We start from the raw sequence: 15,634 nt of genomic DNA, 5'->3' as shown, positions 1-15,634 counted from the left end.
GCGTCTCATGACGTCGCCGTCATCAGGGGGTCACCGTGGCATCGTCCTCGCAAGAGACCACCGAACCGGGCTCCCACCATCTCGCGCACCGCTTCCCGGGTGTCCCGTCCCAGGTGGCGGGGGCGAGGAGCCTGGTCACCGCGGTGCTCGGCCGCGACCATCCGCTGCACGACGACTGCGCGCTGCTCACCAGCGAGCTGGCCACGAACGCGATCCTGCATTCGCGGTCCGGGGCCGGGGGCGAGTTCACGGTCACCGTGCTGGCGGCTCGGGACCTGGTGCGGGTGTGCGTGGAGGACGGGGGCTCCGACGGGCCGCCGTGCGCCTGCCGTACCAGCCTGCAGGCGACCGGCGGACGCGGGCTTCCGCTGCTGGAGGCGCTCAGCCACCGCTGGGGTTTCACCCGCGGCGACGGCAGGACCGCCGTCTGGTTCGAGCTGCCGCTGGTGACGGTCCCGGCGGGCTGGACCGTCTAGACGTCCAGGCGGCACAGGCCCTCCGCCAGGACCTTGGTGGTGAGCCGGGTGCGGCTGTCGCAGCCGAGCTTGGCGAAGATGTGCTCCAGATGGGTCGTCACGGTGCGCACGCTGAGCACCAGGGCGGCGGCGATCTGCGGGTTGGAGTCGCCGGCCGCGACCCGGGTGAGCACGTCCACCTCCCGCCCGGTCAGGTCGTACGGCAGCGTGCAGGGCCGCTCGGCGACGACCGCGCCCTGCAGGCCGCCCTGGAAGCCGACTCCGGCCCGCAGCAGCCGCACCTCGCGCCACCGGCCGCGCTGGTCCAGCCAGAGGCCGCGGCGGTTGAGCTCGCGCGAGTCGATGAACGCGCGGGCATAGCCGGCCATCGCGGGCTCGTCCCACAGCACCGCGGAGGTGTCCAGGCCGGGCACGTCGCGGCGGGTGCCCACCCGGTCGAACGCGACCGCCCGGAACCCCGCGGGCAGCCCCACCGGGTCGATCACGCACCGGGCCAGGTCGGTGACGTGCGCCAGCATCGGGCTCACCGCCGCGACCAGTGCGGGCGTGACCTCGGGGAAGGCGTCCCTGGTGGCCAGGTGCAGCAGGCCCGTGTAGCGGCCCTCGGTCAGGAACAGCGGCGCGGTCAGCCCCGCCCGCCAGCCGTAGGGAGCCAGGTGGCGGCGGAAGTAGCGCTCGGTGCCGGGCTCCGGCATCGTCACCGGCGCCCGGGTGGCCATGGCCGTGCGGTAGGCGTCGAGGCCCGCGTACTCCTCCGCCGCGTCACCGTCGATGCGCCGGTGCCCGTCGGAGACGACGCTGTGGTGCCGGCCGGTGGCGGGGTCGAAGGCGACGAACTCGTAGGCGTCGAGCGGCACCACCTTGCGCAACGCGGTCATCGCGCCGTGCGCCCCGCTGCCGCCGGCGACCTGGTAGCCGACCTCGGCGAACGCCTGCAACTGGCGGACGTGCAGGGTGATCTCGGCCACGGTTCTTTATATCATTTGCCGATTTTCGGGCCTTTCTTGGTAGTTGTGTCCCACCTGCTGCGCGTGACCGCCGGTGCTACCGTGGTCGCATGCAGCGCGCTTACGTCACGACGACGCCGGACCCGTTCCCGGCGCGCTGATTCCTGCTCCCCGGGCGAACGCCCGGGGAGATCGGTCGTTCGCCCCTTCCTCGTAAGGGATGATCATGAACGACCACCGCAGGCTCGGCCGCGAGCTCGGCCTCTTCGACACCGATCCGCTGATCGGCTCCGGCCTGCCCTTCTGGCTGCCCGCGGGCGCCGCCGTCCGCAAGGCCATCGAGGACTACGTGCACGAGCTGGAACGCCGCCACGGCTACCAGCACGTCAACTCGCCCGTGCTCGGCAAGCGTGAGCTGTACGAGAAGTCGGGACACTGGGCGCACTACGCCGAGGACATGTTCCCCCCGATGCTGGTGGGCGGGGAGGAGTTCGTCCTGCGGCCGAGCCTGTGCCCGCACCACGCGCTGATCTACCGCTCCCGCCAGCGCAGCCACCGCGACCTGCCGCTACGCGTCGCCGAACTCGGCGGCATGTACCGCTCGGAGCTGTCGGGCGTGCTCGGCGGGCTGACCAGGGTGCGCGCCATCCAGCTCAACGACGGCCACGTCTTCTGCGCGCCCGAGCAGGCGGCGGACGAGGTCTCGGCAGCGCTCGACCTGATCGAGGCGGCGCACGCCCAGCTCGGCATCCAGGCCGTCCGCTACCGCCTGTCGCTGCGGGGCGAGGGCACCAAGTTCGTCGACGACCCGCCGATGTGGGAGCGCTCCGAGGCCGTCCTGCGCGACATCCTGAAGCGGCGCGGGCGCGCCTTCGACGAGGAGCGCGGCGAGGGCGCCTTCTACGGCCCGAAGATCGACATCCAGATCGCCGACCCGGCGGGGCGTGAGTCGACCCTGTCGACCGTCCAGGTGGACTACTACCAGCCCGAACGCTTCGACCTCGGCTACACCGGCGGCGACCGGCCGGTCATGGTCCACCGCAGCGTGGTCGGCGGCCTGGAACGGCTCGTCGCCCATCTGATCGAGGTGCACGGCGGCGCGTTCCCCGCCTGGATGGCACCGGTGCAGGCCGTCGTGCTGCCTCTGTCCGACGCCGAGCTGCCCGCCGCCGAGGACCTGGTACGGCGCGCCGTCGAGGCCGGGCTCAGGGCCGAGCTGGCTCCCGCCGACCGGGGGACCCTCGGCGCCAGGATCAGAGCACACCGGCTGGTGCCGTACCAGCTCGTGGTGGGGCCGCGTGAGGTGGCGAGCGGACAGGCGTCGGTGCGGCTGCGTGACGGGAGCCAGGCGGGCCCCGTACCCCTTGCCGAATTGGCCGAACGGTCCAGGCACCGGTTTTGAGGCAGGCAATAAATCAAATAAAGGTAACGGAGTCTTCCCACAGCCGGTAAAGGGCTCGTAAATTGCCCCCAACGCCGTGTCGGGAGGAAACGATTTGACCGAGCTCAGTGAACGAGAGGCGGAGCTGGTCTCCGCTCACGAGCAGGAGCGGCCGGCCCGGCAGCTCGGCGGCCCCCTGCGGCTCGGCGTGTGGATCGTGGGCGGACTGCTGTCGGCGTACTCGATCGCGGTGGTGTTCTACCCGGTCGAGGCGCTGCAGCATCGGATGACGTTCCTGGCGGTGGCGCTGCCGCTGGTCTTCCTCAGCTACCGCTCCGGGCTGGGGCCGGCGATCCAGCGGTGGCGGGCCCGCCGCTCCACCCCGCCGGGCGACGCCTCCTCGGCCCGCTCCCCCGAGGCGCCCACCCTGCCAGAGGTGCACACCCCCGACAGCCCCACGATCCAGTTCTCGACCGCCCCGGACGCGCCGACCCTCCAGGACATGCCCACACCGGACCCCGCGGCCGGCGCGCCCACGCTCCGCGCGATCCCCGCGCCGGGGGACGCGCCGGGGCGGGCCGACGGGACGGATGCGCCCACCCTGCGGGAAACGGCCGCCCCCGTGGACGCCGCCGCCCTCCGGGAAGCGGGAGCGACGGCGGACGCCGTCACCCTCGCCGAAGCCGGCGCGCCACCGGACGACGCGGGCCCCGCGGCGGGACCGCACGGCGCCTCCCTCACCGAGACCACACCCGCGGCGGACGCCCGCGCCACCGTCCCGGCCACCGAAAGCGTGAGCGTCCCAACGGCTGAGGAGGACACGCGCCCCGCCGAGAGCTCCACCCGGCCGGCCGTGACGGAGGCTCGGACAGCGGACGACACCCGTCCGGCCCCTCCAGGCGCGGGAGGGACCGTCCCCGCGGGGCCGGTCCCCGCGGCGGCGGGCGGGAGGCGGGTCGAGTGGCCGAGCGTGGGCGACTGGCTGCTGGCCGCCGCCGCGCTGGCGGCGCTGGTGTACCCGCTGCTCGGCATCGACGCCTTCCGCGACCGGGGCTCGGGAGCCGCGCTGAGCGAGATGGACGTCGTCGCCGGGCTGCTCCTGACCGTGCTGCTGCTGGAGGCCGTACGGCGGACCGTCGGATGGTCACTCACCATCATTTGCGCCTTTTTCCTGGCATATGCCTATTTCGGCGCATATTTGCCGATTGACTGGACGATCGGCCATCGAGGGTTCGACCTCGACCAGATCGTGTCGCAGCTCTACACCGGCACCGAAGGCTTTTTCGGAGTCCCCCTGCAGGTGGCCGCCAGTTACATCATCCTGTTCACCATCTACGGCGCCGTGCTCGACTTCTCGGGCGCCAGCAAGTTCTTCATCGACCTGAGCTTCGCCGCCTTCCGCAAGTCCCGCGCCGCCCCCGGCCGCACCGTCACCACGGCGGGCTTCCTGCTCGGCACCGTCTCGGGATCCGGCGTGGCCACCACGGTCAGCCTGGGCAGCGTCGCCTGGCCGGTGCTCAGGCGGGCCGGCTACCCGAAGGAGCCGGCGGGCGGCATCCTGGCCGCGGGCGGAATCGGCGCGATCCTGTCACCGCCGACGCTGGGCGCGGCGGCGTTCATCATCGCCGAATACCTGCGGGTCAGCTATCTGGAAGTGCTGGTCTTCGCGACGATCCCGACGATCCTGTACTACCTGGGCATCTTCCTGGCCATCGAGATCGACTCGCGCCGGTTCAACACCCACGCCGTGGCCGTGGACGCGCCCCGGGTGGGCAAACTGCTGCTGCGCTTCGGCTACCACTTCAGCTCGCTCATCCTCATCATCGTGCTGATGGCGCTGGATCGTTCGGCGTTCCAGTCCGTGGTGATCGCCACCGGCGTCGCCTTCGCACTGTCCTTCCTGGACCCGGCGCACCGGATGGGCCCCAGCCGGATCGGCCAGGCGCTGGCGAAGGGCACGCTGGAGGTGCTGCCGGTGACCGCGGTCTGCGCGGCGGCGGGCATCATCGTCGGCGTCATCACCCAGACCGGGCTCGGGCTCAACCTCAGCGCGATCATCGTGGACTTCGCCGCGGGCAACCTCATCCTCACCGCGGTCATGTCCGCCGTCGCCGTCCTGCTGCTCGGCCTGGCCGTCCCGGTGACCGCGAGCTTCATCATCGCGGCGGTGATCATCGGCCCGGCACTCACCACGCTCGGCGTGAGCCAGGCCGAGGCGTACATGTTCGTGTTCTACTACGCGGTCCTGTCGGAGGTGAGCCCGCCGACCGCGCTGTCGGCGGTCGCCGCGGCCGCCATCACGGGCGGCAACACCTACAAGACCATGATGATGACGTGGCGCTACACGCTGCCGGCCTTCCTGGTGCCGTTCGCGTTCGTGCTCACGCCGAACGGCCAGGCGCTGCTCGGCCAGGGGCCGATCGGCACCGTGCTGCTGATGACGGCGGTCTCGGCCGTCGCGGTGGCGGCGCTCGCCCTGGCGACCGGCGGCATCACCGGCTGGCCGGAGCGGCTGATGGCCGCGGTCGCCGCCGTGCTGCTGCTCTTCCTCGAACCCGTCCCGATCGCCGTCGGCTTCGCCGTGCTGGCGGTCGCGGCAGCCGTACATCTCATCAGAAGAAGGAGAGTCCCAGCGTGAAGCGGATTTTGGCGCTACTCGCCGCAGCGGCCCTGATCGCGGGCTGTGGCGGCGGATCGGGCGGCTCGGGCAACCGGCTGTCGATCGCGACCGGCGGCACCACCGGCGTCTACTACGTCTACGGCGGCGGGCTGGCCAAGCAGCTGTCCTCCAGCATCGCCAACACCCAGGCCACCGCCTCGGTCACCTCCGCCTCCATCGAGAACATCAAGCTGCTGGCCACCGGCAAGGCCGACATCGGCTTCTCCCAGTCCGACACCGCCGCCGACGCGGTCAACGGCACCGGCTCCTTCACCGAGAAGCAGGCGGTCAAGTCGCTCGCCCGCATCTACGACAACTACTCCCACGTGGTGGTCGCGCCAGGGGTCGCCGCCGAGAAGGTCGCCGATCTGAAGGGCAAGACGGTCTCACTCGGACCGCCGAACTCCGGCACCCAGGTGGTGGCCAGACGCATGCTGGAGGCGGCCGGCCTCAACCCGGACACCGACATCACCAAGCAGCAGCTGTCGATCAACGAGTCGGTGCAGGCGGCGAAGGACGGCACGATCGACGCGTTCTTCTGGGTGGGCGGCCTGCCCACGGCCGGTGTGGTGGACCTGGCGACGACCAAGCCGGACATGAAGATGCTCGACACCAGCGACGTGCTCGCCAAGATGCAGACCAAGTACGGCAAGCAGTACGTCGGGCTCGACATCGACATGAACGTCTACAAGCTGGAAGGCACGGTCAAGACGGTCGGGATCGCCAACGTGCTGCTGGTGCCGGACAAGATGGACGAGCAGCTCGCCTACGACATCACCAAGACCCTGTTCGAGAAGAAGGCCCAGCTCGTGGCCGTGCACCCGGAGGCGGAGAAGCTCGACGTGGCGCTCGCCCAGCAGGTGGACCCGGTGGCGCTGCATCCGGGCGCGGCCCGTTACTTCAAGGAGAAGGGCTGATCAGGCTCGTTCTCGCGCTCGTGGCGGTGCTGGCGCTCGGCTCCGGTGGTGGAGCCGGGCGCCCGGCCGTGAACGGGCTCGTCCTGCCCCCCTCCGGCGTGTTCGCGATCGGTTACGTGCATTCGATCTACCGGGCGCCGTCGGCGGAGGTGTTCACCGTGGAGGGCAGCCGTTTCACCATGCGGGCCGTCGTCTCGGCCAGCGGCGGCGTGCTCGACTACTACGCGCTGGACGGCGAGCGGAGCCGCCTGCCCGACGGGCTGTGGCTGCTGCGCCTGGCGGTGCCGGCGACGTACGAGGAGCTGCCGCTGATCGCCACTCCCATCGGCCGCAGGACGCTGCTGGCGGGCGGGCGCTGCCTGCCGTTGTATCCGGCCTCGGGGGCGCGGCAGGTGCGGGTGGCGGTGGCGCCGGCGCTGGACGACCGGGGGGTGCCCTGCGCGCCGCCCTACAACCAGTCCTTCTTCTTGAACACCACGTACAGCCCCACTGAGGCGAGCGCCACCAGCACCAGCGACGTCCAGAAGCCCCACGCCTCGCCCGAGCCGGGGTAGGGCACGTTCTGGCCGTAGAAGCCGGTGATGGCGGTCGGCACCGCGATGATCGCCGCCCAGCCCGTGAGCCGCTTCATGATCTCGTTCAGCCGGAAGCCCTGCTGTGCCAGCCGCGTCTCGCGCATGTTGGCCAGCAGGTCGCGCAGCGACTCGACCCACTCGGCCGTACGGAGCACGTGGTCGTAGACGTCCTCGTAGTAGGGGGCCATCGCCGGGGCGGCCACCAGTTCCTGGTTGCGGCGGCGCAGGGTGCCGACGATGTCCCGCATGGGCATCGTCGCCTTGCGGAACCTGACCGTGGCCTTGCGCAGGGAGTACATCCTGCGCTGCAGCTCGCGGCCGCGCGCGGGACGGTCCTCGAACAGGGCCTCCTCCAGGTCCTCGGCCTGCGCGTCGAGCTCCTGGACCACCGAGAGATGGCCGTCGGCCACGAAGTCCAGCACACCGTGCAGCAGGAAGGAGACGCCGTGGCCCGCCAGGTGGGGGGCGGCGGCGTCCCAGGCCTTGACCACCTCGTCGATGTCGAAGCGGTCGCTCTGCCTGACTGTGACGAGGGCGTTGGCGGTGACGAAGATGTCGACCTCGCAGAGGTCTAGGGTCTCGCCGTCGAGGTGCGCGGCATACACGCTGATGAACAGGTGGTTGTCGTATACGTCCACCTTCGGGCGCTGGTGGTCGCTCGACACGTCCTCGACGGCCAGCTCGTGCAGTCCCAGCTCCTCGCCGATCGCGTCGAGTTCCTGCACCGTGGGGGCGCACAGGTCGAACCAGACCACGTTGTCGCCGTCGGCCACGTAGTCGGAGACCTCCGCGACCGGGAAGCCCTCCTTCTGCAGGCGGCCGTTCCTATACAGACGTGTGCGCATCTACACGAGTGTGGCAAAGCGCCGAGCGTTCCGCACCGCCGCTCCGCCGGGGTCGTTGTTGAAGTACACGTACGCGTCCCGCCAGCCCGCCTCACGCACGCGCCTGGCCCAGGACCTCAGCGACATGTCACCGTACGAGGGCCTGGGGGTGGCGCGGCCCTCGTGCAGCCGGACGTAGCCCCAGGACGCGGTGTCCCAGAACGGGTTCTGCGGCCTGCCGAGCCGGTCGGCCCAGCACAGGGCCGCCTCGCGCGCCCGCAGGACCTTGCGCGTCTCGTCCGTCCACCACGACTCGTGCCTGAACTCCACCGCCACCCGCACCCGCCCGGGAAAGCAGCTCAGGCACCGGTCGAGCTTGCCGGGATCGGCCTTGAGGTTCGGCGGGAGCTGCAGCAGGATCGGGCCGAGCTTGTCCCCCAGCCCCGCCACGGCCCCCATCAGCCGCTCCACCGGCTCCTCCGGCTCGGCCAGCCGCTTGATGTGGGTGAGGAACCTGCTCGCCTTCACCGCCATCACGAACCCGTCCGGGGTCCGCTCGCGCCAGGAGGCGAACAGCTCCGCGGACGGCAGCCGGTAGAACGCGTTATTGCTCTCGACCGTGGCGAACGTCTCGGCGTAGGTCTCCAGCCAGAGCCGCTGCGGGACGCCCTGCGGGTAGATGACGCCGCGCCAGTCCCGATACTGCCACCCAGAGGTGCCCACCAGCGTCGCCATGCCAGGCGCCTACCCGGGGAGAGTGCCGCCTACCGCGCATCGGTGCAGTACTGTCGCTCTGCGAAATCGTAGGAGGTCTCCACGGATGGGCGCCAACCACGCGCACGGCACCGCTGCGCCCGCCTCACGCCGGGCGGTCGTGGCGACGCTCGCCGTCCTGCTGCCGCTCGCGGTCGCCACGCTGGCGGCGCTGGTCTGGCTCTGGCCCGACGGCCGCACCGAAGCGGCGCAGGAGCCGCCCGCCTTCCAGCGCGTCACCGGCACCATCACCGCCGTCACGCTCGAAGCCTGCCCGGAGACGCCGCCCGAGTCGCCCAAGCCTCACCCGGCCACCTGCGGGACCGCCACCGTCGCGGTCGGCGACGGCGAGAACGTCACGCTCCCCCTGCCCAGCGGCCCCGGTTCGCAGCGCTTCGCCGCAGGCGACGAGATCGTGCTGCTGCACCACCCGGAAGCCGAGCCGGGCACGCCCGCCTACCAGATCTCCGACCACGACCGGGCGAGCACCCTGTGGCTGTTCGGCGCGGCCTTCGCCCTGGCGGTGATCGCCTTCGGCCGGTGGCGCGGCGTGACCGCACTCGTCGGGCTCGCGATCACGTTCGTGCTGCTGCTGACGTTCGTCATCCCCGGCATCCTCGAAGGCCGGCCACCCATGCTGGTGGCCATCGTGGGCGCCGCGGCGATCATGCTCACGGTCCTGTTCCTCACCCACGGTTTCACCCAGGCGACGGCGATGGCCGTGCTCGGCACGCTGGCCAGCCTCACCGTCACGGGAGTCCTGTCCTACGCCGCGCTCGGGGTGGCCCGGCTCAACGGCATCACCGACGACAGCTCCTTCACCCTGGACATGAGCCTGTCGATCGACACCCAGGGGCTCCTGCTGGCCAGCATCATCATCGGCGCGCTCGGCGTGCTCGACGACGTGACGGTCACCCAGTCGGTCACCGTCGCCGAGCTGGCCGCCGCCAACCCCACCTACGGCTTCCGCCGCCTCTACCGGGCCGGCAGCCGCGTCGGCCGCGCCCACATCGCCTCGGTGATCAACACGATCATCCTCGCCTACGCGGGGGCCTCGCTGCCGCTGTTGCTGCTCTTCAGCATCGGTGAGCAGCCGCTCGGCGAGGTGCTCACCACCCCGGTCATCGCCCAGGAGATCGCCCGCAGCGTCGTCGGCACGCTCGGCCTCATCTCCGCCGTGCCCATCACCACCGCGCTGGCCGCCCTGGTCGCGGCGCGGCGCGACCCGCCCGAGGAGCCGCACGCCCCCCATGCCCCCCATGCCCCCGCTGAGCCGCCCATGCCGGCGGCCAGGCACCGCCGGTCGGCTCAGCCCAGCTCGACGCTGCCGTCCACGCGCAGCTTGCGGCGGGCCCGCTCGTAGAAGGTGGTGCCGAGCCTGACCACCTTGGCCGCACCCGGCGCGGCCGCGACCGTGATGCTGTCGCCGGGGACCAGGTGGCCCACCACGATGCCGTCGAGCTCGACGGCAAGCCGCCCGCTGATCGGCAGCACCTCCAGCGTCACCTCCTCGTCGGCGGGCAGGACCAGCGCCCGGTTGAAGGAGGAGTGCGCGGCCGCCGGCACCACGAGCACGGCCTCGACCCGCGGCGAGACGACGGGGCCGCCCGCGGAGAAGCTGTAGGCGGTGGAGCCGGTGGACGTGGCCACGATCACCGCGTCCGCGGCATAGCTCACGAACGGCTGCCCGGACGGCGAGACCCTCACCCCCGCCAGCCGGTCGCCCGGGATGCGGGCCAGCGCGATGTCGTTGAACGCGGTCAGCTCGCCGCTCCCGGCCAGCGTCGTGCGCACCGCCATCCGCGGCTCGACGGTGTACTGGTGACTGTCGATGGCCGACAGCGTGGCGGCCAGCTCCTCAACGTCGATCTCGGCCAGAAAGCCGAGCCGCCCCATGTTCACCCCGAGGATCGGTGTGCCCCGCCCGGCGATGAGCCGCATGGTGCGCAGCATCGTGCCGTCTCCGCCGAGGCTGACCAGCAGGTCGGCCCGCTCGACGAGCTCGTCACCGTTCACCGCCACCGCGCTGCAGTCGATGCGGTCCACCTCGTCGGGCAGACCGAGCACGGTGGCGCCCCGCACGGCGGCCCAGCTCAGGATCGTGTCGATCGCCTTCTTGGAGTCGCGCTTGGGATGAAGCACCAGCCCGACCGTCCCGACCATGCCCATGGATCCACCTTAGGGGGCGCGATCTGAACAGCCTCACCCCGCCTGAAGTTGGCACGGAGAGGTCTGTGGCCCGTGATAGTGTTTTCCACGCAAGACCGGGCCGAACACCTCCACAAAAAGGTTCAGCTCGGGGATTGGCGGGACGTAGCGCAGCTTGGTAGCGCACCTGACTGGGGGTCAGGGGGTCGCAGGTTCAAATCCTGTCGTCCCGACACAATATCCAGCCCGATCACCGGAATTCGGTGATCGGGTTTTCTCATGCGCGAAAGCCCCGGCATCATGGCCTTGACGTGCATCGCGAGCTGAGGAGGCCGGGTGGGGCGCAGGCCGACGATCGATCGGGGCGAGCTCTCCAGGCTCGCCGCCGAAGGGCTGAGCGTGCAGGAGCTGGCCGCGCACTTCGGGGTGAGCGAGTCCGGGGTTCTGCAGGCCAAGCGGGCCGCCGGGCTGGCCAAGCCGATGCTCGACCACAGCCGCGCCGTACCGTGGAAGCTGTCGCGCACGCACGCGCAGTCCGGGCCCGCCACCAACCTGCGCAACCTGTCGGCTGCCGCGCAGGGCAAGCCTCCCGCGGCGGAGCGGCTCAACACCGCGCTGCGGTGGGCGCAGCGGCTCGTCGACGCCGGGCTCGACGTGGACTACGACCCGGCCGCCGGATTCGTGGAGATCCCCGCCGACGCATCCGGCTCTCATGTCGCAACCGTGCTGGCAGCGGCCAGAAAAGCCCTGGACGAGCGGTGATGTAGGCGTTTCGTGAGCCCGTTCGAGGGCAGACGCTGGTCTCAACACAGAGACCGGAGGCGAACATCATGACCACCTTCATCTGGGTGGCCGTCGTCGTGGTCGCGGTCGTGGCAGTCGCCGCAGTGGGCTATGTCGTGCTACAGCAGCAGCGCCGCAGCCGCCTCCGCGAACGTTTCGGCCCCGAGTACGAACGCATGATGGCCGAGCACGAGAACAAGCGGGACGTGGAGCAGGAGCTGATCGCCCGCGAGCAGCGCCATGCCGAGCTCGACATCCGGCCCCTGCCGGAGGAGTCGCGCGAGGCCTACGCCAGCCGCTGGACCGAGGTGCAGGAGCGCTTCGTCGACGCTCCCGGCTTCGCGGTGACGGAGGCCGACCAGCTGGTCGCCTCGGTCATGGCCGAGCGGGGCTACCCGACGGAGGACTTCGAGCAGCGGCTGTCCGACCTTTCGGTGGGGCACGCGGCAACCCTGGACCACTACCGGACGGCCCACGAGATCAGCGGGCGCGCGGCCAGGAAGGAAGCCTCCACCGAGGAGCTTCGCCAGGCCATGGTGCACTACCGCGCGCTGTTCGAGGAGCTGCTCCACGAGACAACGCGAGGACGGTGACAGACATGCACGGCGACGAGCTGAAGGTGCCCTCGCAGCGGGCGGATGAACGCCACGACGAGCAGGCGCACACGGACGTGACCGGCGACACCACCACGAACGACCACACACGGGACGACCACACCGACGCGGACGACCCCACACGGGACGGTCACACCGACGCGGACGACTACACGCGGGACGACCGGACCGACACGGACGACCCCACACGGGACGACCGGACCGACGCGGACGACCCCACACGGGACGACCGGACCGACGCGGACGACTACGTGCGCGACGGCCAGACCGACACGGGCACCTACGTGCGGGACGGCCACACCAATGACGACACCCCCTACGGCGAGACCCAGCGGACGGACACCACCCTCGACGACTCCGAGGACGCCCCCTACCGCGACCCCTACGCCAAGACCGACGACGTGCTGGTCGAGCCCGAGACCGTCCCCGAGACGGGCCCGGACGCCGGCATCGAGGGCGTGACCCAGACCGGGCCCGCCAACACGGACGAGACCCCCGCGCACGCGGCCCCCAAGGAGATCGTCCTGTTCGACCAGGACCCCACCGCGGTGCAGGCCCGCTGGCGCGACCTGCAGGCGGCGTTCGTCGACGACCCGTCCGAGGCGGTCCAGCGGGCCGACGGCCTGGTCGAGGAGGTCGTCGAGGCCCTCACCAGCGCGCTGACCACGCGCACGGGCGAACTGCGCGAGAAGTGGAAGGGCGCCGACGGCGGCGACACCGAGCAGCTCCGTCTGGCGCTGCGCGAGTACCGGGGCGTGCTGGAGCGGCTTCTCGCCCTGTCCGGAACGGGAACGAGGTGACGTGACATGCTCGCCATAGTCGCAGCGATCGTCTTCGGGCTGGGTTTCCTGCTCGACCTGCTGGACACCCAGATCGCCGGGAGCATCTCCGGCACGACCTTCATGCTGCTCGGCCTGACGCTGCTGGCGCTGCACCAGGCCGGCATCGGCACGGCCAGTGTCAAGAGCTACCGCGGCAACTGGCGGGGACGCACCCGCCGCTGACCACCGCGGACCAGGCGCGGCGCACTCGATCTTCCGAGTGCGCCGCGCCTGGCGTTGTCATCCCTTGCCGGGGAACCGCATGATCACTGTGCTCCCGCCGTTGCCGATGCGCAGGGTCAGGTCGGACGAAAGCATCCTGGCCACCCACAGGCCCATGCCGCCGACCGAGCCGGGCATCGGCCCGGGCTTCCAGGTGCCCTCGTCGTGCACCTCCACGACGAGGTCGCCGTTGTCGAGCCAGGTGCGGACCTGGGCGTCGTCGTCGCCGTGGGTGACGGCGTTGGTGGCCACCTCGTTGACGGCGATGACGAAGTCGTTGACCGACTCCGCGGGCATGCCGAAGTCACGGGCTTCGGACTCGGCGAACTCCCGGACCTGAGGCAGGTCCGGGAGCCGGAAACGGAGTCGTCGCACGGGCGTGCCGGGCGGTGGGCTCGTGGAACCCGAACGAGGATCGCTGTCCTCTGACATCACCCGGAGACCGCCTTCTCAACCGACCAGAAGCTCTGCACGCAACTGGTCGAGAACCTTACGAAGAATCCTGGACACGTGCATCTGTGATATGCCGAACTCCGCCGCGATCTCGGCCTGCGTCATGTTGCCGAAGAAGCGCAGCAGGAGGATGTGCTTCTCGCGCGACGGGAGCGCGTCGATGAGCGGCTTGACCGCCTCGCGGTCGACCATCGTGCTGAGCGTGTCGTCGTCTTCGGGGATGACGTCGCCGAGTGAGGCGGCGTCCTCCTCGGTGCCGAGCGGCGCGTCGAGCGAGAGCGTGCTGTAGGCGGCGGAGGCGTCGAGCGTGAGCAGGACGTCCTCCTCGGTGATCTTCATCTTGGCCGCCAGCTCGGCCACGGTCGGCGAGCGGCCGAGGTCCTGGCTGAGGTCGGCGACGAGCCGGTTCAGCTCGGAGCGGCGTTCCTGGTAGAGGCGGGGCACCCGGATGGCCCAGGTGCGGTCGCGGAAGTGGCGCTTGACCTCTCCCGTCATGGTCACGACCGCGTAACCCCTGAAGGCGTGGCCGAGGGTCGGGTCGAATCCGTTGACGGCCTTCATCAGGCCGACGTAGGCGGCCTGGAGGAGGTCCTCGAGTGGTTCGCCGCGGTAGCGGTAGCGTCTGGCGATCTCCATGGCGAGCGGCCGGTGCATCTCGACGATGCGTTCGCGGAGCCGTTCGCGCTGACTGTCAGGGGTGCCGTCCCTGACCATCTCGGCCAGGAGCTCTTCGGCGGTCATCTCTTCGAGGACGCGATCCTGCACAGCCATGGCTGCTCCTCATATGGGTGGCAGGCGCCCTCTGCGCGAAAGAGAAGAAGCCCATGCAGAGGCGCGCCTCGCTCAACTTCGAGACGGAAGCCCTCTGCTGGACTTCGGACACCAGTATCCCCCATCGTCCGGGAAGTATTCCTCCCTTGTTGAGTGACAGTAAAGTTGCCCCGTGACAATGCCCGAGAACGGCGACGGGTCCGTGGCGGCCCTGAGCCTGACATCGTCGACAGTGGCCGAGATCTCTGTGATCAAGGTCGACGGTGTCCTTGATGCCACGACGCGCGAACAGTTCGCCGACTATCTGTCGCTGGCCGGTCGGGATCTGATCCTGGACCTCGGTGGGGTGACCTTCATGGACTCGCGCGCCCTGGGGCTGATCGTCCACCACTGGCAGACCAGCCTGACCTCGGGGACCAAGTTCGCCCTGATCGGCGTGGAGTATTCCAAGTCCAAGGTGATGTGGATCACAGGACTGGCCCAGAGGTTGCCGATCTACGACACGCTCGACGACGCTCTGGCCGCCATTGGTTAGCGGCGGTTCTTGCGCTGATGCTCCTCGACCAGGAGCCTCGCCAGGTCGGCCACCTTGACCTGGTGATGCTGGGAGATCCGACGCAGCTCCTCGAAGGCGGCTTCGGCCGTGCACCCGCTGGTCTGCATGATGATGCCCTTGGCCTGGTCGATCAGCGCCCGGCCGGCCAGCGCCTCCTGGAGCTGGGCGGCGTCGGTGCGCACCTCTTCGAAGTCCCACATGTTGGCGATGGCCACGCCGACCTGCTCGGTCAGCATCTCGGCGAGCGACTGGGCGCCCTGCGGGGAGAAGGCGCCGCGCCGTACCGAATACAGGCCCACGATCAGCAGGACGGGAGCCACCTCGATGGGCACCGCGAGGACCGAGCGCACGCCCCAGCGGGTGGCCAGGGCGGCGTAGCGGGGCCAGCGGCTGTCGGCCAGCACGTCGGCGACGGCGACGCGGCGGCCGCTCTGTCTGGCCTCGACGGACGGCCCCTCGCCGAGCTCGCGCTCGCCTTCGACGAGCATGATGAGCTCGCTGTGCGAGCCGGAAACCAGGACCCGGTGGTCGCGCCAGTGCTCGGCCGAGCCGCCCGAGCAGCCGGGCACGCCGTCTGCCAGCGCGGTGGTCAGGCCACGCAGTACGCTCTCCGTCGAGGTGTCCTCACCGAGCCGGCCCAGCGTCGCCAGGTCGCGGGTGAGCCCAGGAGTGATCATCGCGGTTGATTCCATAGCAAGAAGCCCCTACCCCTTATGGCTAGCATTATCCCGTGT

General features: G+C 70.6%; 18 protein-coding genes and 1 tRNA gene. 12 read left to right on the top strand and 7 right to left on the bottom strand.

The genetic code is table 11. The annotated features are described in order from the left end of the window. The first annotated feature begins 35 nt into the window (after window positions 1-35). The gene (locus V5E28_RS04305) at window positions 36-476 is read left to right on the top strand and encodes an ATP-binding protein (protein WP_336205025.1); all 441 of its coding nucleotides are present in this window, start codon (window positions 36-38) and stop codon (window positions 474-476) included. On the opposite strand, the gene V5E28_RS04300 is transcribed toward V5E28_RS04305, so the two are convergent. Then, entirely contained in the window at window positions 473-1,444 is a 972-nt protein-coding gene (locus V5E28_RS04300) for a helix-turn-helix transcriptional regulator (protein WP_336205024.1), read from the bottom strand. The two genes, V5E28_RS04305 and V5E28_RS04300, sit on opposite strands and share 4 nt — an antisense overlap. Before the next feature lie 205 nt (window positions 1,445-1,649). Here V5E28_RS04300 and thrS point away from each other — a divergent pair, with 205 nt between their 5' ends. The 4 genes from thrS (at window position 1,650) to V5E28_RS04280 (ending at window position 6,934) form a co-directional block, all read left to right on the top strand. Then, window positions 1,650-2,825 (top strand): threonine--tRNA ligase, encoded by a 1,176-nt coding sequence (gene thrS / locus V5E28_RS04295; RefSeq protein WP_336205023.1) that lies wholly within the window; start codon window positions 1,650-1,652, stop codon window positions 2,823-2,825. A gap of 94 nt (window positions 2,826-2,919) precedes the next feature. Next, window positions 2,920-5,442 carry a TRAP transporter permease gene (locus V5E28_RS04290; RefSeq protein ID WP_336205022.1) on the top strand — a complete coding sequence of 841 codons (2,523 nt, stop codon included), beginning with the start codon at window positions 2,920-2,922 and terminating at the stop codon, window positions 5,440-5,442. Beyond that, entirely contained in the window at window positions 5,439-6,380 is a 942-nt protein-coding gene (locus V5E28_RS04285) for a TAXI family TRAP transporter solute-binding subunit (protein WP_336205021.1), read from the top strand. Before V5E28_RS04290 ends, V5E28_RS04285 begins: the two co-directional genes overlap by 4 nt. Before the next feature lie 20 nt (window positions 6,381-6,400). Beyond that, complete coding sequence (locus V5E28_RS04280; protein ID WP_336205020.1) at window positions 6,401-6,934, top strand: DUF1850 domain-containing protein; 534 nt, start codon at window positions 6,401-6,403, stop codon at window positions 6,932-6,934. On the opposite strand, the gene V5E28_RS04275 is transcribed toward V5E28_RS04280, so the two are convergent. Together V5E28_RS04275 and V5E28_RS04270 are read right to left on the bottom strand one after the other, a co-directional pair. Then, the gene (locus tag V5E28_RS04275; protein ID WP_336205019.1) at window positions 6,829-7,800 is read right to left on the bottom strand and encodes a magnesium transporter CorA family protein; all 972 of its coding nucleotides are present in this window, start codon (window positions 7,798-7,800) and stop codon (window positions 6,829-6,831) included. The two genes, V5E28_RS04280 and V5E28_RS04275, sit on opposite strands and share 106 nt — an antisense overlap. Further along, complete coding sequence (locus tag V5E28_RS04270) at window positions 7,801-8,514, bottom strand: DUF72 domain-containing protein (protein WP_336205018.1); 714 nt, start codon at window positions 8,512-8,514, stop codon at window positions 7,801-7,803. Between the two features lie 85 nt (window positions 8,515-8,599). Here V5E28_RS04270 and V5E28_RS04265 point away from each other — a divergent pair, with 85 nt between their 5' ends. Continuing rightward, window positions 8,600-9,895 carry a YibE/F family protein gene (locus V5E28_RS04265; protein ID WP_336205017.1) on the top strand — a complete coding sequence of 432 codons (1,296 nt, stop codon included), beginning with the start codon at window positions 8,600-8,602 and terminating at the stop codon, window positions 9,893-9,895. On the opposite strand, the gene V5E28_RS04260 is transcribed toward V5E28_RS04265, so the two are convergent. Next, window positions 9,841-10,701, bottom strand: a complete 861-nt coding sequence (locus V5E28_RS04260) for an NAD(+)/NADH kinase (RefSeq protein WP_336205016.1) — start codon at window positions 10,699-10,701, stop codon at window positions 9,841-9,843. The two genes, V5E28_RS04265 and V5E28_RS04260, sit on opposite strands and share 55 nt — an antisense overlap. A 138-nt stretch (window positions 10,702-10,839) precedes the next feature. Between V5E28_RS04260 and V5E28_RS04255 the strand changes: the two genes are divergently transcribed. From V5E28_RS04255 to V5E28_RS04235, 5 genes are all read left to right on the top strand, one after another. After that, window positions 10,840-10,913, top strand: a tRNA-Pro gene (locus V5E28_RS04255). 103 nt (window positions 10,914-11,016) lie between these two features. Further along, window positions 11,017-11,442 (top strand): hypothetical protein, encoded by a 426-nt coding sequence (locus V5E28_RS04250; RefSeq protein WP_336205015.1) that lies wholly within the window; start codon window positions 11,017-11,019, stop codon window positions 11,440-11,442. 68 nt (window positions 11,443-11,510) lie between these two features. Next, the gene (locus tag V5E28_RS04245; RefSeq protein ID WP_336205014.1) at window positions 11,511-12,056 is read left to right on the top strand and encodes a hypothetical protein; all 546 of its coding nucleotides are present in this window, start codon (window positions 11,511-11,513) and stop codon (window positions 12,054-12,056) included. After that, window positions 12,053-12,877, top strand: a complete 825-nt coding sequence (locus V5E28_RS04240; RefSeq protein WP_336205013.1) for a hypothetical protein — start codon at window positions 12,053-12,055, stop codon at window positions 12,875-12,877. Before V5E28_RS04245 ends, V5E28_RS04240 begins: the two co-directional genes overlap by 4 nt. A gap of 6 nt (window positions 12,878-12,883) precedes the next feature. Beyond that, a complete protein-coding gene (locus V5E28_RS04235) occupies window positions 12,884-13,081 on the top strand; it encodes a hypothetical protein (RefSeq protein WP_336205012.1) in 198 nt (65 codons plus the stop codon). A gap of 57 nt (window positions 13,082-13,138) precedes the next feature. Here V5E28_RS04235 and V5E28_RS04230 read toward each other — a convergent pair whose 3' ends face one another. Further along, complete coding sequence (locus V5E28_RS04230) at window positions 13,139-13,495, bottom strand: ATP-binding protein (RefSeq protein ID WP_336205011.1); 357 nt, start codon at window positions 13,493-13,495, stop codon at window positions 13,139-13,141. Between the two features lie 75 nt (window positions 13,496-13,570). Continuing rightward, on the bottom strand, window positions 13,571-14,344 hold the full coding sequence (locus tag V5E28_RS04225; protein ID WP_336205010.1) for a SigB/SigF/SigG family RNA polymerase sigma factor: 774 nt from the start codon (window positions 14,342-14,344) through the stop codon (window positions 13,571-13,573). Between the two features lie 178 nt (window positions 14,345-14,522). Between V5E28_RS04225 and V5E28_RS04220 the strand changes: the two genes are divergently transcribed. After that, window positions 14,523-14,879, top strand: a complete 357-nt coding sequence (locus V5E28_RS04220; RefSeq protein ID WP_336205009.1) for an STAS domain-containing protein — start codon at window positions 14,523-14,525, stop codon at window positions 14,877-14,879. Here V5E28_RS04220 and V5E28_RS04215 read toward each other — a convergent pair. Then, window positions 14,876-15,577, bottom strand: coding sequence for a GAF and ANTAR domain-containing protein (locus tag V5E28_RS04215; RefSeq protein WP_336205008.1), 702 nt, complete (start codon window positions 15,575-15,577; stop codon window positions 14,876-14,878). The genes V5E28_RS04220 and V5E28_RS04215 overlap by 4 nt on opposite strands. Between the last annotated feature and the right edge of the window lie 57 nt (window positions 15,578-15,634).

Source organism: Nonomuraea sp. LPB2021202275-12-8, assembly GCF_037044575.1.
GTDB lineage: Bacteria > Actinomycetota > Actinomycetes > Streptosporangiales > Streptosporangiaceae > Nonomuraea.
This window is presented reverse-complemented; position numbering and strand designations above follow the sequence as displayed.

Bases quoted from the DNA above. Each gene is read 5' to 3' on its own strand.
- thrS (WP_336205023.1), top strand. From the start codon at position 1,650: ATGAACGACCACCGCAGGCTCGGCCGCGAGCTCGGCCTCTTCGACACC.
- V5E28_RS04275 (WP_336205019.1), bottom strand. From the start codon at position 7,800: ATGCGCACACGTCTGTATAGGAACGGCCGCCTGCAGAAGGAGGGCTTC.
- V5E28_RS04270 (WP_336205018.1), bottom strand. From the start codon at position 8,514: ATGGCGACGCTGGTGGGCACCTCTGGGTGGCAGTATCGGGACTGGCGC.
- V5E28_RS04265 (WP_336205017.1), top strand. From the start codon at position 8,600: ATGGGCGCCAACCACGCGCACGGCACCGCTGCGCCCGCCTCACGCCGG.
- V5E28_RS04260 (WP_336205016.1), bottom strand. From the start codon at position 10,701: ATGGGCATGGTCGGGACGGTCGGGCTGGTGCTTCATCCCAAGCGCGAC.
- V5E28_RS04245 (WP_336205014.1), top strand. From the start codon at position 11,511: ATGACCACCTTCATCTGGGTGGCCGTCGTCGTGGTCGCGGTCGTGGCA.
- V5E28_RS04235 (WP_336205012.1), top strand. From the start codon at position 12,884: ATGCTCGCCATAGTCGCAGCGATCGTCTTCGGGCTGGGTTTCCTGCTC.
- V5E28_RS04225 (WP_336205010.1), bottom strand. From the start codon at position 14,344: ATGGCTGTGCAGGATCGCGTCCTCGAAGAGATGACCGCCGAAGAGCTC.
- V5E28_RS04220 (WP_336205009.1), top strand. From the start codon at position 14,523: ATGCCCGAGAACGGCGACGGGTCCGTGGCGGCCCTGAGCCTGACATCG.
- V5E28_RS04215 (WP_336205008.1), bottom strand. From the start codon at position 15,577: ATGATCACTCCTGGGCTCACCCGCGACCTGGCGACGCTGGGCCGGCTC.